Origin of the sequence: Methermicoccus shengliensis DSM 18856, assembly GCF_000711905.1 — an archaeon.
Taxonomy (GTDB): Archaea; Halobacteriota; Methanosarcinia; order DSM-18856; family Methermicoccaceae; genus Methermicoccus; species Methermicoccus shengliensis.
Genome location: NZ_KL543983.1, coordinates 128,694 through 146,071, shown reverse-complemented (window position 1 = coordinate 146,071; position 17,378 = coordinate 128,694). Strand labels below are relative to the sequence as shown.

Genomic DNA, 17,378 nt, shown 5'->3' with positions numbered 1-17,378 from the left:
GCACGCCACTGCGTGCGTGAATGTGGATACGGAGCGGTACAGGGCACTGAGGAACACGTTTTCCAATGTGCGAGAGCGCCAGATGGAAAATGCCAGTCTTTTGGACCTCGAGGCAGAGCGGGAGCGGCTAAAGTGCATCCGTGAGCGGGTGATAGAGCATCTCGACGAGCTGTGGGAAAGAGCCACCCAGCGGCTCGAGAAGAATGGCATTCGGGTCAGGTTCGCATCCACACGGGAGCAGGCTCAGCAGATGGTGCTCGAGGAGGTTGGAGATGAGAGGCTGGTGGTGAAGTCCAAGTCCAACGTGTCGAGGGAGGTGGGCGTGGGCGATGTGCTCTCTGGCAGGGGCATAGAGGTGGTGGAGACCGACCTTGGCGACCGCATACTCCAGCTCTCTGGGGAGAGCACAGCCACGCATCCCACGGGACCCGTCGCCCACATGGACAGGCACGATGTGGCAAGGGTGCTCTCAGAGCACCTCGGATACGAGGTGGAGCCAGAGCCAGAGGGGATGACCATGCTCGTGAGGGAGGAGGTGCTCGATGCCGTGGGCAGGGCGAGGGTGGGCATCACGGGTGCCAATGCGGTGTGTGCCAGCGAGGGCTGCATCGTGATACTGCACAACGAGGCGAACGTGATGCAGCTCATGGCACACGTGGACAAGCACATCGTGCTCACGGGAATGGAGAAGGTGTACGAGTGCCTCGAGGATGCGATGTGCATGGCGAGGCTCCAGACGTTCTATGCCACTGGCAGCCCGATGCCCTCCTACGTGGACGTCATATCAGGGCCCAGCAAGACGGCGGACATAGAAAAGCGGCTGTTTTACGGCATGTATGGCCCAAGGGAGGTGGTGCTCATCGTGGTGGACAACGGCAGAAGCTCCATCGCACGCAGGGCGCCCGAGCTTCTCGAGTGCGTGGGGTGCGGCTCGTGCCTTCTGCACTGCTCGGTGTATGGCGTCGTGGGAGAGCAGTTTTCCAGCTGCAGGGGCATGGGAGGCATTGGCGTTGCCAAGGCGGGAGCCGCCGGGCACATGGACGAGAGGTTGTTCTACTGCACCACGTGCGAAAGGTGTGAGGAGCACTGTCCAGTGTCCATTGGCACATGCGGGCACCTGCTCCAGCTTCGAAGCGATTTTGTGAGGAGTGTGGGTGAGCTGCTTCCCCATCATCGAATACACGAGCGCATCTTAAGCGAGGGAAGGGCGTTTTTTGATGCCTCCCCCTCGAGGATACCCTCCCTCAGGGGGCACCTCGACATCGAGGCTTCGACGCTGCTGTTCGTGGGGTGCCTGAGCAGTGCCCGCAGGCAGAGCGGGATAGAGGCTCTCTCGGCACTGCTCGAGCGGGCGGGTGTGCCCTTCTGTGCCCTCTCAGACGAGAGATGCTGCGGCTCTCCCATGCTCAAGATGGGCTACCCACACGCGTTCGAGCAGCTTGCGAGCGAGAACATCCGCATGATAGAGAGGTCTGGTGCGAAAAGGGTGGTGTTCCCGTGTGCAGGGTGTGAGAAGACGTTCAAAGACCATTACACGCTGGACGTGGAGCTGCTCTCGGCGAGCGAGCTCGTGCTCGACCTCGTGGAGCAGGGAATGCTCAAACCCTCCTCGCCCGCTCCCCTCAAGGTGGCGTACCACACTCCGTGCCATCTCAGGGAGGGTGAGGGGATTGCCCGCAGGATAGAGGAGGTGCTCTCCCGCATTCCCAACGTGGAGGTGCACATCATGGAGGAGGGGTGCTGTGGTGCTGGGGGTGGGGTGAGGTCTGCGCTCCCAGAGCTCGCTGGTGCGATGGCGAGCCTGAGGGTGGAGCAGGCACGCAGGATGGGTGCCGATGTGCTCGTAAGTTCGTGTCCGTTCTGTGAGCTCAACATGGGCGAGAGGGGCATGGAGGTGCTGGACATCGCAGAGCTTGTGGAGCGGCTCACGCGGGATGCCAGTGGGGACGCACGAGCACAAGACCATGTGCCATCAGGCTGAGCACGGGAATCTCGATGAGTGCCATGGCAGAAGGGTGAGACAGAAGGGCACATCGCCCCGAGCCACCCCCGTGAACACGAGGTACCAGTCGGTACACGGCGTCACGAGCAGCATGATGAGCCCCAGCCATTTGGCTCTCATCCCTTCCCCTTCCCGCCGATAGGTTAAAAATTTTTGAGTGCTCAGGCAGGGCTCGACGAGCATCCCCTTATTTTTTATAATGTTACTTATACCTTTGTTATGGTGTTCAGGCCTTGAGGCTTCCGCTGCGACGACTTCGAGCCCTACGAGAAGCGACGCAAGTTCGCAGCACTTCTGGAGATGAAGGGCCATCCAAGGAAGAGGACATAAGGCTGCTCACTCCCCGCGTGCCAGAGGGGTTTGTTGAGATAGAGCGATACTGGATAGAAGAGCCATACTCCATGGTGCAGATACTTCTCAATGAGCGGACAAAGGTGAAGAAGTACTGCCTCCTGGAGCCTCCGATGTCCCCCTTCGAGTACACACTCTTAGAGAGGCTTTTCAACGACCTCCAGGAGCTGGTTGGGAAGGAGGAGGTGGGGGAGAGCATTGAGGAGAGGGAGGAATTCCTTGAGAGGAAGGTCCGCGACCTCTTGAGGTGGTATGGTCTGGACGTGGATGAGAGGGGGATGCTCAAGCTGCTCTATTATCTGAAGCGCAACTTTCTGAGAGAGGGCAAAATCACGGCGCTTCTGAAGGACGACTACATCGAGGACATATCGTGTACCGCGCCCAACAGCCCCATCTTCCTTTACCATCGGGTACACCACAGCATAGAGACCAACATCTCCTTCGAGGAGGAAGAGCTGGACGCATTCGTGATGAGGCTGTGCCAGCGGTCTGGCAGGCACATATCGTACGCAAAGCCGCTGGTGGATGCCACGATGCCAGACGGCTCTCGCCTGCAGGCGACGCTTGGCAGAGTGGTCACGAGCAGGGGCAGCTCGTTCACAATCCGGCGGTTCAGGGAGGAGCCCATCACTCCCGTTCATCTCATGAAATATGGGACGGTCTCCCCGGACATACTGGTCTATCTCTGGCTCGCCATCGAGAACAAGAAGAGCCTGATATTTCTCGGGGGAACTGCCACTGGAAAGACCTCCATATTGAACGCGGTCTCGCTCTTCATCCCACCCACTGCCAAGATAGTGTCCATAGAGGATACGCGTGAGGTGAGGCTCCACCATCCCAACTGGATAGCGAGCGTTACTAAGGAGGGTATAAAGGGAGAAGGCACGGTGACGATGTTCGACCTCTTAAAGGCAGCCTTAAGACAGCGCCCGGAATACATTCTGGTGGGGGAGGTCAGGGGGGTGGAGGCCATCACGCTGTTTCAGGCGATGTCCACGGGACACGCCACCTACTCCACAATGCACGCGGATAGTGTGCAGTCGGCCATCAACAGGCTCGAAAGCGACCCAATCAACCTCCCACACATCATGCTCGATGCTCTCCACGGATTCTGCATTCAGCAGATTGTGTATAAGGGTGATGAGCGGCTGAGGAGGACGAAGGTTCTGGTGGAACTGACCGGGATAGACCCGCACATGGGACGCATAAGAATAAACGAGGTCTTCAGGTGGAATCCCTATGACGACTCCTTTGAGATGTCATCACCGGAGATGTACCGCATCATCATGAGGGAAAGAGGGTGGAGTGAGGGTGAGCTGAAGAGAGAGCTCTCCGACAGAAAAGCTCTTCTAACCGCCCTGCTGGAGCGAGATGTGAGGGACTACAGGGTGCTCTCGGAGGTGTTCCACAGATACTATCTGGACAAAGAGAGAGTGATGAGCACTTATGTGGAGCATGAGGAGCATGAGGAGCATGAGGAGCATGAGGAGCATGAGGAGCATGAGGAGCATGAGGTATGAGATCGCTTTGTGGATTGTCCCTTAGTGAAAAGAGACTATCAGCCCTGAGGATACAGTTCGCAAAGGCCAACATAGGGGGCACATTTGATCAGTACATTCATCGGCAATCGCTAATCGCGCGAATTGTGCTAACAGCACTCGTGCTGGTGGGTGCTGGATTGGGGGCTGCGGCATCCAGGCTCTTCCACCTTCCGTTGGCAATCGCTGTCGCGAGTGGGGCTTTGGTGCTTGGGCTCGTGGGTGTGGTGGTGTGCTACCTCTCGGTGGATATCGTGCTCTCTCTGAGGGTCAGCCTTCGAAAGAGCAACATAGACCGCACGCTCCCACACTGTGTGCCCTTCATGTATGCACTGAGCAGGGGAGGAATGGAGCTTTTCTCTGTGTTCAAGGAGGTCAGCACCCGCACATACCTATTTGGCGAGACCTCAACAGAGTTTGGAAGGGTGGTAAAGAGCGTGGAGCTCCTGGGGTTGAGTCCACTGGAAGCGCTCGAGAGACTCTCTGAGACCACACCATCCATAATGCTGAAAGATTTCGTGGATAACCTCGTATCGCTGCTGAAAAGTGGGGGGAGCCACACACAGTACTTCAGGGACGTCACGGAGCACTACCACGAGATGGTGGACAACGCGCAGAAATCGTATGTGCAGATGCTGGGGGGACTTGCAGAGACATACATCACCCTCTTCGTGCTCGGGCCAATGTTCGGTCTGATAACGTTCGTGGTGATGAGCCTCACCAATGCCCCTCTGACGATGATATATGCGCTGATATACCTGCTCATGCCATTGAGCACCCTCGGCTTTATCGTGCTGCTCGATACGCTCACAGAGCCCTACAAGGACATTGCACCTCCTTCGCGGCAGGTCGAAACCCATGAGCTTAGAGGAATAGAGATTGCACCCCTTCTCAAAGGGGAAGAGGAGCTGCTGAGGCAGCTGGAAAAGCACGTACAAAGGGCGAACTCTATGTGGAGGCTCAAGAATCTCAAAAGATATTTTGTGGACAGGCCGGAGAGGACGCTTTACATCACGTTTCCAGCCTTTCTTGTGGCACTTGGGATACTTCTCGTGCTCAGGGCGCCCCCCTACACCCTCACGGACATCGTGGAGTTCGTGGACACGCCGGTGGCACTCGGCGTGGTTGGGATGATGCTCCCCATCTCAGTTCTGTTCGAGAGCAAAAAGAGAAGGACGAGAAAGATGGAGGCAAAGATGCCCGAGTTTCTGAGGAGGCTCACGAGCCTCAATGAGGTTGGGCTTCCCCTCCGGGAAGCCATCCTTGGAGCAACAGAGTCGGAGCTTGGGGCACTCACACCACTTTTAAGGCAGATGAGAAATGACCTTCTGCTGTGGGGCAAGACCACTTCCGAGGCTTTGAGGAGGCTCGAGCGTGAGATTCCCTCCATGATGATAACAAGAACGATGACGCTGATAACAAAGGCATCTGAGAGCACGAGCAGCATAGAGGAGGTTCTGAAGATTGCCACCTCCAATTTCAAGCTGACCCACAGCCTGCAGACGGCGAGGCGCAGGGAGACCTCAATCTACGTGGTCGTGGTGTACATGGCCTTCCTTCTGTTCCTTCTCATGGTGTACGTGCTGCTGTATTACTTCCTGAAGGAAGTGCCCACGTCCTCGGAGGTCGTTGGCGGAATGTCGCTGGGAGGGGCAGGACAGAGCCAGTACAGGCTGCTGTTCTACCACGCCACCCTCATTCAGGGTGTGTGTTCCGGTCTCGTGGCCGGAATGATGAGTGAGGAAAACCTGATGAGCGGAATAAAGCATTGCATACTCATGTTGAGTATAGCGATAGTGGCGTATTCGGTGATTATATGATGAGGGACGAGAGGGCTCTGTCAGAGGTTGTGGGGGTGCTTCTGCTGCTCACCACGGCCGTGATAATGCTCTCCTTCGTGCAGTCCACGATGGTTCCGGAGTGGAACAAGGCGTTAGAGTACGAGCATCTGAAGGAGGCGGAGGCAGGCTTCTTAACATTAAGCGAGAACGTGCTCTCACTCACCTTCGATGGCGAGATGTCCCAGTCGTTTCTTGATCTTGGCGTGAGCTACCCGACGAGACCTCTCCTTCGCAATCCCGGACTTGGCACACATGGGACTCTCAACATCGAAAAGAACACTGTAAAGCTCGAGGGCACTGCATGGATATCCACCATCGACGCCTCTGACAGCACGATAAAAAAGAGTGGAAAGTGGCACAGGTTCAAAAATGGCGTCCGCTCCAACAAGGTTGGCGCGTACCTGAGCTACGAGTTTGTGGGCTCGAGCGCCTACGTAACGTTCTGGAAAGATAAGAAGAGTGGAACTGCAGAGATTTTGCTCGATGGCGTCGTCGTTGATCAGGTCAGTCTGTACTCCCCATCGCCCTACGAGATAAACTGCTCGCTCGGAAGCTTCGAGCAGGGCACTCACACCCTCACGATAAGAGTTGCAAAAGCCGAGGTGGCGGTGTTGAGCATATATCCCGGCCCAGAGAAGTTCGAGCAGGTGTGGGAGAGTGCATACATAACCTTCGACGGAAACTACAACTATGCCAACGCGCCCCAGCTCGCCTACGAGCATGGTCTCGTGATAGCCCACTACCCCTCTACCGACCTGCCGCTGAATACACCCCCCATCGGATTAAAAAGAGTGGTGGTGCCAGTTCTCATCTCTCAGCAGTCTTCCCTCGCGTCGGGGGATGAGGTTGGCATAACCACTACTCTCAACTCCTCGAGCGAATATGTGTTTTCTGAGGTCACGTTGGAGCTGTCCACAGCTTACCCCGATGCGTGGATGAGGGTGGCCTCCCAGCTTGAAGGCGTGAGCATGGAGGTAAATGGGAATGGGGTGGCGCTCGAGTACTCCACCCCCATCGTGGTAAGCATGCTCCATGTGAGAGCCAGCACGGGAAGCGTCGTCCGCGGGAGTGTGAGTATGGGGGTGGGGGAGCAAGCCCGTGAACTACTCACCCACAGGTAGGTGAGCTTCCAGCGTTCAGCTGAAGCTTTACGCTTCCACCCTCATCTGCTGGTTCGGGAGGTTCACAGCTCCCCCATCCCGTAGAGCTCGTTACCCTACGGGCTATGATTATGCATGCGTTCAGGTCTCTATCATATTCTATGGGAACATCCCTAAGGTTTTTAAGGTTGTAATTGTATATAATTAATGCGGGAAGCCGAACTGCATTCATCACACCGTCAGGACGGTGTGTCTTCTGCCTCACTTTCCTATAAAAAAGAGAACTCTGGCTCGTGGGATGTTCGCACATGTCTCTGTAATGTTGTGTTGATTACTCCGTAATGTTGCTTACAAAAGCTGCTTACTCTGTAATCAGCAGTAAGCAATAAGAAAAGATTTTATAGTTATATTGGCATCCGCGAATGTGGAGTGGTATCCATGGATAGACCAGCCAGGTTTGGCATCTCAAAGCTCGACCACTACCTCGGAGGGGGTATAGAGAGGAGCTCTCTCGGAGTGCTCATTGGTGAGAACGGAACGGGGAAAACTCTGCTCGCTATGCAGTGGCTTGCTGAGGGGGTGAGAAATGGAGAGAACTGCCGCTATATTTCCACCACGGTACCCGTGAAGAAGGTGAGGGGCTACTACAGCACGATGGAGTGCTTTGCTGATGTGATAGACGACATCGACATGCTCGATGTTGAGATTGACGTGAAGGAGCTGATGCCACTCACCCATAAAAAGATCGAGGAGTGGGCTACGAGCAAGGGATTTGGGCGCGATGTTGAGGTGGACAGGCTGGTGTTCGACTCGATCACATCCGTTGAGATGGTAATGGCTGACCCGGCTCTCTTCAGAAACCTCCTCTCGATGTTAGCACATATCATCACACATTCAGACTCGGAAAGGACGATCCTGCTCACAGAAGAGAAGCCCTTTGGGGTGGAAAGCCTCGGAGAGACGAGAAACTTTGCAGAGTGGGTGATACTGCTTGGCATGATTCCCGTCGAGTACGGGTTAGTCAGGGCAATGAGGATTTACAAGCGTTTTGGTGTGAGGCATCCCATCCACTGGATGCCCTTCGATATTACCTCGAAGGGCATTGAGCTGAGAGAGGGTCACATAGTGAAGAAGACCACGGAGTACATGTATATTGATGAAACAGTGCTCGATGTGGAGGAGAGCAAGCTCTGGAGGGTAGAATAAGATGTTCTGGAGGGTAGAATAAGATGTCTGGGTGGAGAGCTGCAGAGGTGGCTCGCCACCCCCACGTCGCCACCCACCTTCTGAAGACATGTGCGGTGGGGCGGGGGGGGGGGGGTGTTTGAGGGAAATAATTTCAAGAGGGGGGGGGGTATTGGAGGGTCCATGGCTACTAACGACCTTGATTTTCAGAGTCTCAAGCAAACACTCTGGGAAGACAGCGATGGCAAGATCGTGATGTTCGAGGTGTCGGCGGAGCACTACGTTACGCACAGCATTCGGGTGATACAGGCGCTCGCTGCCGTTGGTGAGGGTATTGTGGTCGCACTCTCGAGGCCCCATAAGTCTATGTTAAGGTCGCTGAGAAAAAATGACGTAAATGTTGAGAACATGTGGTTTGTGGACGCTGTGAGCCCCTCTGTTGGCATTCCCGTGCAGGAGGGGGAGAGGGTGATGTTCGTTGAGAGCGTTGACCCGAACCTCCTGATGAACGTGATAACACAGTTCTTTCTGTGCATTTCGTCCGAGAAGCGGTACATCTATCTCGACTCCCTCGCCACCCTCGCTGTGTACCGGAGTGGCGATGCCCTCATAAAGTTTTTCAGGCAGATAACTGCCAAATCGAGGATGCTGGGCTATCTGGGAGTGGTGCTGGCGGTGGAGAAGGAGCTTGACGAGGGCTTGAGGGCGCAGATAGCCATGCTGTGCGATGACGTGATATCCCTGACATGAGGCTGAACATCGCCGCATTGGATTCTCTGTTCGAGATTCCGGACGGCTCTCTCGTGCTGCTGCTGGAGGAAGTGGGGGCTGGAGCGAGAGAGTTCGCATACACCGTTATGAGGAATCTCAGGGAGGAGCGTCCGATACTCTATATCTCGGTGCACAGGCCCTTTGAGGCAATTGAGAGAGACATTACAAAGTTCCTGGGAGAGGACACAGCCAAAGAAGTTCTAACGAGCGCCACATTCAGAAGCCTGGAGAAGGAGTTCTATGCTGACACAATTGTGCCCACGAGGTGGTACACTGATGAGATTTCACTCACCAAAGGCGACCTCTTAAGAAGCCTCACGGATGAGATTAAGGAGCTCGAGGGGGCCCTGCTGTTCATAGACTCACTGAGTGCGATTGTGAGGAAGTATATGGACACAGTGGAGATGAAGGACATCATCGCCCTCATGAGGGGGCTCTCGTCGGTGTCCATAAGGAAGGGGCTCGTGATAATGCCCATGATGAGCGCCGGGGTGTTTGGCACGTCGCTGGAGCTGGAGTTCATGGATGCCTCAAACATCGTGTTCTACTTCCGGAAGGTCATGGAGGCGAACAAGATAGAGCGCAGACTGTCATTTGAGAAGCTCGAGGGCGACATCGCCAGGCTCTCTGCGGAGGGAGTGGAGTATCTGGAGTTTACAATCGCTCCCAGGACGGGGTTCGACGTCACGAGTGTGAAGTATGTGTATGGGGTGTAGGCGATGATAGAGTTCGTAAGCACTGGGCTTCCTGAGCTCGATACAATGCTCGGGGGTGGAATCCCAAGGGGCGCAGTGGTCACGATAATAGGGATGTATGGGGTTGGCAAAACAATCCTCTCCTTCCACTTCCTGAAGGCAGGACTTGACCGCGGGGAAAAGGTCATGCTGATGTCCTTCGAGGAGAGTCCTGAGGACTTGCTGGAGGAGGCAAGGCTGGTCGGCATTGACCTCTCGGAAGCGACCATCGTTCACATAGATGCCCTCGAGGTCGCGGAGAGCATGATGAAGGTGGAGGATGAACTGTCGGCGTACATCTCCTCTGCCGGCACGTCGAGGGTGGTGATAGACTCCATAAACATTCTCGATTCGGTCTTCGATGAGAAGGAGCGGTGGAGGATGATGGTATCCCTTAAAGAGGCCCTCAAAATGCCGGGGGTGACCGCCTATCTGACGTCCGCATGCAGCGAGAGTAATGAGTGCCACACCCCGAGCGGAATACTGGAGTATATCTCGGACGGCATTATCTGCCTACGAACGTATCGAGCATCCAGCACCGAGAGCTCGGTCAGGCTCATTGAGGTCATGAAGATGAGAAAGGTGAGCCACTGGATAAAGCCCAGAATGTTTAGCATCACCAAGAATGGAATATCCATCATCCTTGAAGGGGAGTTTATATGAATCACCCGGGATACTCGTGCTTAACGGAGTCGACGCCAGAAGTGTACTCCTCGTCGATTTCCACAACTTCACCATCGAACTTGTATCTAAGATATTCAACGACTTTACAGTGAGGGAGTAGCTTAAACATCTGGCTTAAACATCTGGTTTACCAGACCTGAAATCGTTCTCCTCGTTAAGAATATACGTTTCCTATAATTATCTTCGTCACCTTCAGCTTTTTAGCAGGGCCGACTATGATGTTTGATACTCTGTGCGAAAGATCTCTCAGCAGATTTCTTACACCATAGCTTGGCAATCCTCTCGTCAACCTTATTGTATGGAAGGTCTTTGTTCTTCAAATTGTCCTTGAGGGATTGCAACTTGGCGATCTTCTTCAAGTACTTCCTCAAAAGGCTCATTAAACCCCTTCCGTCTATGGTGTAAGCAGTTTTCACCGACGCTGTAAACAATTCCGATCTGGTAGACTATCTGCCAGAGTACTTGAGAGTAGCCGCACTCTTTTTTCAAGTATTCTCCGAGCTGTTCGGGTATGGAAAGCCTTATCTTCATCCCGAACACCTTAAATCCTGTTTTGTCGTAAACAACCGTGTGATGGGGCTTCTTTTTATCCACAAATCCCGGCTTTCTTACGGGAAATACTTCTCGGGATTCTTAAGGTAGTCAAAGAAAGTTTGCCGCATTCCACGCCTTTTGATAGATGAGGCTGGATGATGATGCACCTGAGAGTCAGAAGATATTTAATATTTAAGGGTTGAGAGTTGCATGGACGTAAATTTACCCACCCACCTCCCCTTGCGTATCCCCCTCCGAAGGGGTCTTGCAAGCAACACGAAGATAAAATCAGGACAACAATATATATCAGAAGGTCTCTGAAAGAGGGGACAAGGGCGCTAACGGGCAACCTCTCTCACCATGCCGAGAGGCGCTGCATAGCGATTTGAGGAGCGGGGGTTGCCGAGCATGGCCAAAGGCGCAGGACTTAAGATCCTGTCTCTCAGGAGTTGCGTGGGTTCAAATCCCACCCCCCGCACTACTGCTATGGTATGGTTTGGACTTTATACGACTTTCGCAAATATGTGATGGCGGAGCACAGGCAGCAACAACTCGCTCGGCATCCTGCGCCACACGATGATGAGGGCATCTTATGCGCTCGAGCGGATGCTTGCCACCGAGCACCGTCTCTGCTGTTCATTTCCATGACAGAACACCAAATGGATGACCAATAAAAAGAGTTGTTATAATCTAAGTTATAACCTAAAAAATTCAACAGCATTACCCCAAACAATTTTTTCTGCATCCTTTTTACCCATCTTATCTGACAAAATTTTGGCAGTCTTAGCAACTGCCGTCATATCTGAAGGGCTAAATCCAGTATCGCTGTTAAGTACGAATTTCTCAACCCCGTATTTCTCAACGATTTGTATGACTTCTTCACTGCTTAACTTGCCCGGTTGAACCGTTAAGCCAGCAAAATATCCCTTTTTCAAAATAGGTTCCACTGTTTCAACACTTGCATGGTCAATTACTGCTAAACTTTCAGGAAATTCAATTTTTTCCAGAATTTCAACTGTTTTCTTTGTCACCTCAACTTTGTTATTTCTTGGAGTGTGAATTATGCAAGGCTTATCCAATTTTTCTGCAATCTTCAACTGTTTTGTCAAAACCTCAATTTCCTCATCTGTCGCATCTTCCAACCCTATCTCACCAAAAGCAATTGATTTGTCGTCATTTTCCATAAACTCAAGTATTTTATTGTAATTGTGGGGGATACATCTAGGATGTATTCCAATCGCTGCATACAAGTCCATTCCAGCTTTATTACCTCTATACTCTTCGAAATCTATTAGTTTTCTGAATAAGTCAATCAATGTTTCCTGATACATCGGTTTTATTGGATAAAAAGCACAGGTAATCGCTGCTTTTATACCCTCCTTTGCCATACTTGCTAAATCTTCAACACTTCTTCCCTCAGAGTGTATATGGGTGTCAAAACATTTCATATAGCTCACCTGAATTGTTTGTTAAATATTTTATCAAATCACCTTACACTTTTCTCAGCTTTACAGCAGTTCCGTAAGCTAAAAGCTCTGCAGCACCAGTCATCGTTTGGGAAGTTGTAAATCTCACATTAACAACCGCATCCGCCCCAAGCTTTTTAGCCTCATTAATCATTCTGTTCATCGCCTCTCTTCTTGCATCTGCCAGCATTTCTGTGTATTCTTGCAATTCTCCCCCTATGATATTTTTCAAACCAGCTAAAATGTCTTTGCCGATGTGTTTAGCCCTAACAGTATTTCCAAACACAACTCCCAAAATTTCAATCTCATATCCCGGAACAAATTCTGTATTTGTTACTATCATTTCATCCCTCCTATTTTATAACCTCTTCAATAATCTCTTCCCTCTTCCCAAATGAACTGCTCCTCGCTCACGCAAGGAGCTTCGTGGGGAGTTTGCTGCTCAGAGGCAGCCTTATCCACAGGCTGGTTCACACAGCCACTATCCGTTATCCTTCTGGACTCACGGCTCAGAGTATTTAAACCTGACCGCCCACCTCCCCTGCTGTATCCCCTCCCTCTCGGAAGGGGACTTCCCGCCGACAGAGTTAAATACATAACAAACAACTATGTAGGAGAAGGGTGAGGGAATGGAACACGTACTTCCGACCGAGCAGAGATACGTGCCTTTGGAAAAAATAAAGAGCATGCACAGGCAGGCTCTGGAAAATCCAGAAAAATTCTGGGGGGAAATGGCAAAATGTGTGGAGTGGGATAAGAGCTGGGATGTAGTGCTTGAGTGGGACCCTCCCTTTGCGAGATGGTACGTTGGAGGGCTGCTGAACATCTGCTACAACTGTGTGGACAGGCACATAAATGGAAATAACAGAAACAAGGCGGCTTTGATATGGGAAGGAGAGAACGGCACCAGCAGAACGCTGACCTTTTACGAGCTCTATCGTGAAGTGAATAAGTTTGCGAGCGTTTTACTGAACTTGGGTGTTGAGAAAGGAGATAGAGTAGCCATCTACATGCCTATGATACCGCAGGCTGTGATATCGATGCTCGCCTGCACGAGGATTGGTGCAATCCACACCGTGGTGTTCTCAGGCTTTTCTGCCGAGGCGCTCGAAGATAGAATAAACGATTCCAGAGCGAAGGTCGTGATTACTTCAGACATCATGTACAGGAGAGGAAAGCGCATCTCCCTGAAATCCACAGTGGACAGGGCAGTAAGAGAGTGTCCATCCGTGAACTACGTTGTGGTGGTCAAGAGGGGGCATGATTCCGAAGATATCAGAATGGTGAATGACAGAGACTACTTCTGGGATGAGCTGATGTCGGGTGCTAGCAGGTACGTCGAGCCCGAGAGGGTCGAGTCCACTCATCCATCCTTCATCTTGTACACGAGTGGAACCACTGGAAAGCCCAAGGGAGTTGTACACTCTACGGGAGGATATCTGGTGTACGCCACCAAGACCATGGAGTGGACATGGGGTATAAACCCAAGGGACGTATTCTGGTGTACTGCGGATATTGGATGGATAACAGGACACACCTATGTGGTGTACGGCCCCCTCTCTCTCGGTACCACGACCGTAATCTATGAAGGTGCACCCGACTACCCCAGCCCAGACAGATTCTGGGATATTATAGAAAAGCACGGTATAACGGTGTTCTACACCGCACCCACTGCCATAAGGATGCTGATGAAGTACGGGAGTGAATGGGTCAAAAAGCACGACATTTCCACGCTGAGGTTGCTCGGAACTGTTGGAGAGCCCATGAATCCAGAGGCATGGAAATGGTACTATGAGGTGATTGGGGACAAGCGCTGTCCAGTATGTGATTGCTACTGGCAGACCGAGACGGGAGGACACCTGATATACCCACCAGTGGGGGTACAGCTCCTTCCTTTAAAGCCCGGCTCTGTGACGTTTCCGGGCATAGGTATTGATGCCGACATCGTGGATGAGCAGTCAAACTCATTACCCCCAAATAAAAAAGGTCTTCTGGTGGTGAGGAACCCATGGCCTGGGATGCTCATGACGCTCTGGAACGATGAGGAGAGGTACAAGGCATACTGGTCGAGAGTTCCAGGCACGTACTGCACAATGGACTACGCCATAAAAGACGAGGACGGCTATATTTGGATACTGGGGAGGGCAGATGAAGTCCTGAACGTTGCGGGCCACAGGATAGGAACCGCTGAGATAGAACATGTGTTAGTGGCCCATCCAGCGGTGAGTGAGGCTGCAGTCGTAGGAAAACAGGACGAGATTAAGGGGGAAACTCCAGTTGCGTTTGTAGTCCTGAAGGAGGGATATGCCCCCACTGAGGAGTTGAAGTCCGGGTTGATACACCATGTGAAAGCCACGATGGGACCCATCGCGACACCTTCTATACTCTTCGTTGTTGAGAGCCTTCCCAAGACGAGAAGCGGCAAGATAATGAGGCGGGTTCTAAAGGCGGTGGCAAGCGGAAAAGAGCCAGGAGACATCACGACGATAGAAGACGAGGGAAGTATAGAGGAGATAGAGAGGGCATACGAGGAGTTCAAGGGCAAGCTTTGATGTGTGCGGGAGAGTATTTGCACATCCAGTAAGTGCCCCTTCCCTCAAGCCTCGATGGCCGATGGGGTGAGGGTTTTAATGGTTGGATTTATAAAATTAAATGAGGTGGATGCCTTAAGGAATATCTATTCCTGCCTTAATCAGTGCTCTCTTTACTCTTTCTATCTCCTGCTCGAGCCTCTCAAACCTGCTCTCGAGCAGCTCATTGGTCTTATCGAGCTTAGATGAGATGCTTGCAACCTCTTCTTTTACCCCTCTTATCTCTTTCAGTGTCTCATCCTGCTTCTCCAACATCCTATCCTGCTTCTCCAACATCCTATCCTGCTTCTCAAGCGTCATGTCCTGCTTATCGAGCATCCTTCCGCCATAGGTTGCTATCTTTGCGAGCTGCATGGCTGTGAGGTATCTGTAGTATGACTCTGTCCTCATCACATGGCCCCGATAGTCCTCCACCCTCACCTCATCGACCCTTGCATTCTCTGGCCTTCTCTCTTTAATGGCATTGAGCAGAGCCTCTACCTTATCATCATCTGCATCGATGAGCACCTCAACGGCCTGTTTACCGTTGATGATGTGGATGTTGTCGGCAAAGAGCCTCTCTATCTCAAGCGCCTCTGCCAACCCAAGCAGAAAGGGACGGTAGCCAACCTCGTGGAGGTTGCCCTCGATGAGGATTCTCTTCTTCATCATGTTGAGATGATTCCTTTTCTGTTAAATAGTTTCTTGATGATGGAGAAAAATACCAGAGTGGAGAAAACAGAGAGCCCTGCAGAAAGGTTGCTCCTTGGGGGACTAATCGTGTTTGTAAAAAAGCTGAAAGGGCAGCATAACCGCTTCAGGATAGGGCTTGGAGATGTAAAGGAAAGACATGAAAACAAAAGAGGAGCTGCTCAGCACTCTCGAGAAATGCAAAAATTAATATTTTTGAGTGGGAATGGGTGTGCTGCTGATTTGCTGATTTTGTGCTGAGTGCCCACAGTCTGCCGTTTTGCCATTTTGCGCTGATTTTATCCTCAACTGTGATGACCGCACTGTCAGCGAGCACGGCATAGCGGTCGCGGATAGTGCTGTCATCAGTGCTGATTTATCGGATTGTGGTTGAACTGTGGCACCTCAACGGCTCACAGCCACCCTCTCCCCCATCACATAATAGCTCGCCGTATTCTGTATCTTCCCCACTCTCACCCTCATGTCCAGCCCGCTCCCCTCGCTGCAGCTTAACGAAGCTGGCACGTGAGTGGATTAATGGGGTGTGGCTTAACCACACCCCTTAATGCGCTGTATGCCAGCTGGACGACAGCTGTGCTGGCACGTGAGTGGATTAATGGGGTGTGGCTTAACCACACCCCTTAATGCGCTATTTTGCCGGCTTTTGTAAAAAGCCGACGTGAGTGGATTATGGGGGATGGCATAGCCATCCCCCTTAATGCGCTGTTTTGCTGGCTTTTGTAAAAAGCCATGACATAACATTATGAAATGGCATAATCACACAATCAACAGCCTCTGCCCCCATTCCGCCACCACAAAAGGGCTTATATACTGCCAGCCCCTCTCTGGAGGTGTGGTGCCACAGCACCACAAATCAACCGCTGCATAGCGTCTTGCTCCGGTGGTGTAGCTCGGCCAATCATTTCGGCCTTTCGAGCCGAAGACCCGGGTTCAAATCCCGGCCGGAGCATTTCTATCTCTTTTCAGGTCTCGCCCCCAGCAGACCATGGACTGCCCCTGTATAGGCTCGTGATGCTCCGCTCGGGGATTGAATTCACCCAGCACCCCTGACGTACCATGCGATTGGGCTTTTGCTTATGGTCAGTAGTACAACCAGCAAACTTACCCAGAGAAACCACATATTACATATAGCACCCCGAGGCTACAGGGGGCCATGTATCAGGTGGTTCTCATAGGCTTAGGCGGCTTCATAGGTGCCGTGATGAGATTCCTCCTCTCAGGATGGGTTCAGAGCGGGTTTGGTTCATTCCCCATTGGTACACTATTCGTAAACTTCACTGGAACGCTGGGTCTTAGCACCGTGATGTACCTCTCGGAGTATGGAGGGCTGTTCAGCAGTGATGTGAGAATGTTCCTCACAGTGGGCATTATGGGAGCATTCACGACCATGTCCACTTTTGGCTATGAGTCACTAAGACTGCTCGAGCAGAGCGAGATTTTACTTTTTATTGAGAACATAGTGGGAACATTAATATTGGTAATGCTCGCTGCATATTTAGGAAAGATGATGGCAGTCACTATGTGGAGGCTTTGAGATGAAAAAAGAATCCGACGCCATTATGCTCAGAATCTTCGTGGGTGACTCAGACAAGTATGAAGGAAAGCCACTCTACAAATACCTTGTTGAGATGTTCAAAAAGGAGGGCATCGCGGGGGCGACTGTTCTAAGGGGCTTTCTGGGATATGGAAAAACCAGCTGCCTTCATACTGCCTCCATTCTCAGGCTTTCTGCTGACCTTCCAATCGTCATAGAGGTTATAGACTCAGAGGACAAAATCGAAAAAATCAAGGTCAAACTCGGCGAGATTGTAAAGGGGGGGCTCATCACACAGGAGAGGGTGAAGGTCATACTATACGAAGGAGACAGTGAAGAATAGCTTCTGCCAGCTCG

17 protein-coding genes and 2 tRNA genes are annotated in these 17,378 nt (G+C 52.1%); 14 read left to right on the top strand and 5 right to left on the bottom strand.

The window, feature by feature from the left end; all coding sequences use genetic code 11:
• Positions 1-16 precede the first annotated feature (16 nt).
• Positions 17-1,981 (top strand): LUD domain-containing protein, encoded by a 1,965-nt coding sequence (locus BP07_RS08470; protein ID WP_157203152.1) that lies wholly within the window; start codon positions 17-19, stop codon positions 1,979-1,981.
• Here BP07_RS08470 and BP07_RS08895 read toward each other — a convergent pair.
• Positions 1,973-2,122 carry a hypothetical protein gene (locus BP07_RS08895; RefSeq protein WP_157203151.1) on the bottom strand — a complete coding sequence of 50 codons (150 nt, stop codon included), beginning with the start codon at positions 2,120-2,122 and terminating at the stop codon, positions 1,973-1,975. The genes BP07_RS08470 and BP07_RS08895 overlap by 9 nt on opposite strands.
• A gap of 113 nt (positions 2,123-2,235) precedes the next feature.
• Between BP07_RS08895 and BP07_RS07275 the strand changes: the two genes are divergently transcribed.
• The 7 genes from BP07_RS07275 to BP07_RS07245 all read left to right on the top strand — a co-directional run bounded on the left by BP07_RS07275 (position 2,236) and on the right by BP07_RS07245 (position 10,185).
• Positions 2,236-3,873 (top strand): type II/IV secretion system ATPase subunit, encoded by a 1,638-nt coding sequence (locus tag BP07_RS07275; RefSeq protein WP_042687438.1) that lies wholly within the window; start codon positions 2,236-2,238, stop codon positions 3,871-3,873.
• Entirely contained in the window at positions 3,870-5,711 is a 1,842-nt protein-coding gene (locus BP07_RS07270; protein ID WP_042687433.1) for a type II secretion system F family protein, read from the top strand. The genes BP07_RS07275 and BP07_RS07270 overlap by 4 nt, the downstream gene beginning before the upstream one ends.
• Positions 5,708-6,853 carry a hypothetical protein gene (locus BP07_RS07265; protein ID WP_042687423.1) on the top strand — a complete coding sequence of 382 codons (1,146 nt, stop codon included), beginning with the start codon at positions 5,708-5,710 and terminating at the stop codon, positions 6,851-6,853. The genes BP07_RS07270 and BP07_RS07265 overlap by 4 nt, the downstream gene beginning before the upstream one ends.
• 417 nt (positions 6,854-7,270) lie before the next feature.
• Positions 7,271-8,038, top strand: a complete 768-nt coding sequence (locus BP07_RS07260) for an RAD55 family ATPase (RefSeq protein WP_042687419.1) — start codon at positions 7,271-7,273, stop codon at positions 8,036-8,038.
• A 162-nt stretch (positions 8,039-8,200) separates the two neighbouring features.
• Positions 8,201-8,767, top strand: coding sequence for a hypothetical protein (locus tag BP07_RS07255; RefSeq protein WP_157203149.1), 567 nt, complete (start codon positions 8,201-8,203; stop codon positions 8,765-8,767).
• Entirely contained in the window at positions 8,764-9,504 is a 741-nt protein-coding gene (locus BP07_RS07250) for an RAD55 family ATPase (RefSeq protein ID WP_042687415.1), read from the top strand. Before BP07_RS07255 ends, BP07_RS07250 begins: the two co-directional genes overlap by 4 nt.
• 3 nt (positions 9,505-9,507) lie before the next feature.
• Positions 9,508-10,185, top strand: coding sequence for an RAD55 family ATPase (locus tag BP07_RS07245; protein WP_042687414.1), 678 nt, complete (start codon positions 9,508-9,510; stop codon positions 10,183-10,185).
• A 312-nt stretch (positions 10,186-10,497) separates the two neighbouring features.
• Here BP07_RS07245 and BP07_RS09045 read toward each other — a convergent pair whose 3' ends face one another.
• Positions 10,498-10,800, bottom strand: coding sequence for a hypothetical protein (locus BP07_RS09045; RefSeq protein WP_052353338.1), 303 nt, complete (start codon positions 10,798-10,800; stop codon positions 10,498-10,500).
• Positions 10,801-11,132: 332 nt separating this feature from the next.
• On the opposite strand from BP07_RS09045, the gene BP07_RS07235 reads away from it, so the two are divergent.
• Positions 11,133-11,218, top strand: a tRNA-Leu gene (locus BP07_RS07235).
• Between the two features lie 217 nt (positions 11,219-11,435).
• Here BP07_RS07235 and BP07_RS07230 read toward each other — a convergent pair.
• The gene (locus BP07_RS07230) at positions 11,436-12,188 is read right to left on the bottom strand and encodes a TatD family hydrolase (RefSeq protein ID WP_042687409.1); all 753 of its coding nucleotides are present in this window, start codon (positions 12,186-12,188) and stop codon (positions 11,436-11,438) included.
• A 43-nt stretch (positions 12,189-12,231) separates the two neighbouring features.
• On the bottom strand, positions 12,232-12,549 hold the full coding sequence (locus BP07_RS07225) for a YbjQ family protein (protein ID WP_042687405.1): 318 nt from the start codon (positions 12,547-12,549) through the stop codon (positions 12,232-12,234).
• A 286-nt stretch (positions 12,550-12,835) separates the two neighbouring features.
• Here BP07_RS07225 and acs point away from each other — a divergent pair, with 286 nt between their 5' ends.
• Positions 12,836-14,758 (top strand): acetate--CoA ligase, encoded by a 1,923-nt coding sequence (gene acs / locus BP07_RS07220; protein WP_042687403.1) that lies wholly within the window; start codon positions 12,836-12,838, stop codon positions 14,756-14,758.
• A 114-nt stretch (positions 14,759-14,872) separates the two neighbouring features.
• On the opposite strand, the gene BP07_RS07215 is transcribed toward acs, so the two are convergent.
• A complete protein-coding gene (locus tag BP07_RS07215) occupies positions 14,873-15,448 on the bottom strand; it encodes an acylphosphatase (RefSeq protein WP_052353337.1) in 576 nt (191 codons plus the stop codon).
• A gap of 33 nt (positions 15,449-15,481) precedes the next feature.
• Between BP07_RS07215 and BP07_RS07210 the strand changes: the two genes are divergently transcribed.
• The 4 genes from BP07_RS07210 to BP07_RS07195 all read left to right on the top strand — a co-directional run bounded on the left by BP07_RS07210 (position 15,482) and on the right by BP07_RS07195 (position 17,364).
• Entirely contained in the window at positions 15,482-15,727 is a 246-nt protein-coding gene (locus tag BP07_RS07210; protein ID WP_157203148.1) for a hypothetical protein, read from the top strand.
• A 634-nt stretch (positions 15,728-16,361) separates the two neighbouring features.
• A tRNA-Glu gene (locus tag BP07_RS07205) sits at positions 16,362-16,436 on the top strand.
• A gap of 204 nt (positions 16,437-16,640) precedes the next feature.
• Complete coding sequence (gene crcB / locus BP07_RS07200; protein WP_042687397.1) at positions 16,641-17,021, top strand: fluoride efflux transporter CrcB; 381 nt, start codon at positions 16,641-16,643, stop codon at positions 17,019-17,021.
• A 1-nt stretch (position 17,022) separates the two neighbouring features.
• On the top strand, positions 17,023-17,364 hold the full coding sequence (locus tag BP07_RS07195) for a DUF190 domain-containing protein (protein WP_042687393.1): 342 nt from the start codon (positions 17,023-17,025) through the stop codon (positions 17,362-17,364).
• The last annotated feature ends 14 nt before the right edge of the window (positions 17,365-17,378 follow it).

Bases quoted from the DNA above. Each gene is read 5' to 3' on its own strand.
- BP07_RS08895 (WP_157203151.1), bottom strand. From the start codon at position 2,122: ATGAGAGCCAAATGGCTGGGGCTCATCATGCTGCTCGTGACGCCGTGT.
- BP07_RS07270 (WP_042687433.1), top strand. From the start codon at position 3,870: ATGAGATCGCTTTGTGGATTGTCCCTTAGTGAAAAGAGACTATCAGCC.
- BP07_RS07265 (WP_042687423.1), top strand. From the start codon at position 5,708: ATGATGAGGGACGAGAGGGCTCTGTCAGAGGTTGTGGGGGTGCTTCTG.
- BP07_RS07260 (WP_042687419.1), top strand. From the start codon at position 7,271: ATGGATAGACCAGCCAGGTTTGGCATCTCAAAGCTCGACCACTACCTC.
- BP07_RS07255 (WP_157203149.1), top strand. From the start codon at position 8,201: ATGGCTACTAACGACCTTGATTTTCAGAGTCTCAAGCAAACACTCTGG.
- BP07_RS07250 (WP_042687415.1), top strand. From the start codon at position 8,764: ATGAGGCTGAACATCGCCGCATTGGATTCTCTGTTCGAGATTCCGGAC.
- BP07_RS07245 (WP_042687414.1), top strand. From the start codon at position 9,508: ATGATAGAGTTCGTAAGCACTGGGCTTCCTGAGCTCGATACAATGCTC.
- BP07_RS07230 (WP_042687409.1), bottom strand. From the start codon at position 12,188: ATGAAATGTTTTGACACCCATATACACTCTGAGGGAAGAAGTGTTGAA.
- BP07_RS07225 (WP_042687405.1), bottom strand. From the start codon at position 12,549: ATGATAGTAACAAATACAGAATTTGTTCCGGGATATGAGATTGAAATT.
- acs (WP_042687403.1), top strand. From the start codon at position 12,836: ATGGAACACGTACTTCCGACCGAGCAGAGATACGTGCCTTTGGAAAAA.
- BP07_RS07215 (WP_052353337.1), bottom strand. From the start codon at position 15,448: ATGATGAAGAAGAGAATCCTCATCGAGGGCAACCTCCACGAGGTTGGC.
- crcB (WP_042687397.1), top strand. From the start codon at position 16,641: ATGTATCAGGTGGTTCTCATAGGCTTAGGCGGCTTCATAGGTGCCGTG.
- BP07_RS07195 (WP_042687393.1), top strand. From the start codon at position 17,023: ATGAAAAAAGAATCCGACGCCATTATGCTCAGAATCTTCGTGGGTGAC.